General features: G+C 60.6%; 2 protein-coding genes. Both read right to left on the bottom strand.

From position 1 onward, the window contains the following. Positions 1-633, bottom strand: a 633-nt coding sequence (locus tag ACXJKH_RS19595; protein ID WP_457321873.1) for a hypothetical protein, incomplete at its 3' end; no start/stop codon positions are given. Between the two features lie 126 nt (positions 634-759). Further along, positions 760-1,623: a Smlt3025 familytype IV secretion system inhibitor gene (locus ACXJKH_RS19600; RefSeq protein ID WP_457321871.1), complete on the bottom strand. Its 864-nt coding sequence runs from the start codon at positions 1,621-1,623 to the stop codon at positions 760-762. Positions 1,624-1,881 lie beyond the last annotated feature (258 nt).

Here is a 1,881-nt window from a genome sequence, read left to right on the forward strand (position 1 = left end):
GAGGTCACCCTCCGCGCCGCGTGCAACGTACCAGTCGTCCTCATAGGCGAGATTGCGAACAGGCGGTTTCCCATAGCGCGCTTCATAGTCCTTCGAGTAAGCGGCCATCTTCGCCTCGTCAATAGCGTAGGGGGTCAATCCCAACGTCTCCGGCCCGGCTACGCGAAGGTCGAGACGGTCTCTTGGATCGCGACGCTCCACCGATTCGGCTTCGGTAACGGCTTCATTGGAGGAAAGCCGCGACAGGGATGTCTCGATGGGAATTCTGTCGATGTAGTTGATCGACACCGATATTTCCTTCCGGAAATCATTCGTCCGAGGATTCGCACGCGCCCCCGGCGGCGTCGGCGTCATATCCGGCCATTCAATGACAAGGGTCACGCCCTCGCCTGGCCACGGCGCAATTTGGCTGTCCAGGTAGTTGGCTGGAATGCGGAAGGTAGTCGGGCCCAGCTTCACATCCACTGGCGCATCGGAATAGGTATGGCCGTTGATGGTTCTACCGGTATGTGCAGGTTCCGACATGGCTGAACTCCCTTTCTGTTCGGTGGGCGGCGTCCTTGCGCACGCGCAGGCGCTGACAGCAACGGCAAGCGCCAGCGTCAGGCACGACCCGGATCTCATCACGCGCATGGGGACAGTCCATTGCTTGGTTTGGAGCCAACTATAGGCAAACTGACCGTCATGGGACAGCGACGGATTCAGGGTCATGGCACATAACCTGCGCGCTGACGCATTGGACCCCTGTGGCTAGAGTTGTCAATTGGCCTTGGTGCTTTCCAGTACGTTCCGTACTGCGCCCTCCATGCGCTTCCAGTCCTTCAGGAAGGCGCGCTTGTAATTCAAGGTGATGGACAGCTTGTTCTCGACATCCGAAAAATAGTGGAAGCACCCGGCTGCAACAGTGCCTTCCTCGTCAACGACCTGATCGCCCTCCAGTCGCACGCCGTCTCCGCGGAACGAGGTGCTCTCGCACTTGATGAAGGTGGTCAGAGCGCCTCTGGGATCGCGCGCAACGTACCAGTCATACTCACTGGCAGCGTTGCGGGCGTACGGCTTTCCGTAACGGGCTTCGTATGCCTTAGAGTAGACCGCCATCCTCGCTTCATCGATGGCGTAGGGCGTAAGTCCCAACTTCTCAGGGTGTGCCACGCGCAGATCAAGCCGATTCTTCGGATTTCCCCGCTCCACTGAGCCGGCTTCGGTGATGGCCTCATTGGAGGAAAGCCGTTCCAGCGAAGTCTCAATGGGAACCCGGTCGATGTAATCGATCGACACCGCAATCTCCTTCCGGAAATCATTCGTCCGAGGATTCGCCCGCGCACCTGGCGGCGTTGGTGTCATATCCGGCCATTCAATGACAAGCGTGACGCCTTCGCCGGGCCATGGTGCAATCTGGCTGTCCAGGTAATTGGCGGGAATGCGGAAGGTCGTCGGCCCCAGCTTCACATCCACCGGCGCATCGGAATAGGTATGGCCGTTGATGGTGCGGCCAATCTGCGTAGCCCCGGGCACCGTTCCATCCGGCTCCTGGCCGGTGGACGGCGGACGCGTGCAGGCCGTGGCGGTCACCGCGACGGCGAGCGCAAGTGCCAGGCACCGCCCGGATGACATTACGCGCATTGAGCATTCCATTGCTTGGTGTGGCGCCAACTATAGGTAACCTGTGCGCCACGGACCAGCCATGAAGCCGGGTGGCGGCGCCGCCGGAGCAACGCTGGCGATGCGGCGCCCGACCGATAAATCGTTTCGATTCAAACCATCGACAGTGCCGGGAGATCATGACCAATGCGCGGTTCAACGCTTTCGTGGCTGTTTCTCGGTCTCGCCCTGTTGGGCGGGCCGACGCGTGCGCAGGACGTCCCGGTGCCTGCCCACCTT

It is taken from the genome of Stenotrophomonas sp. P5_B8, assembly GCF_054049855.1.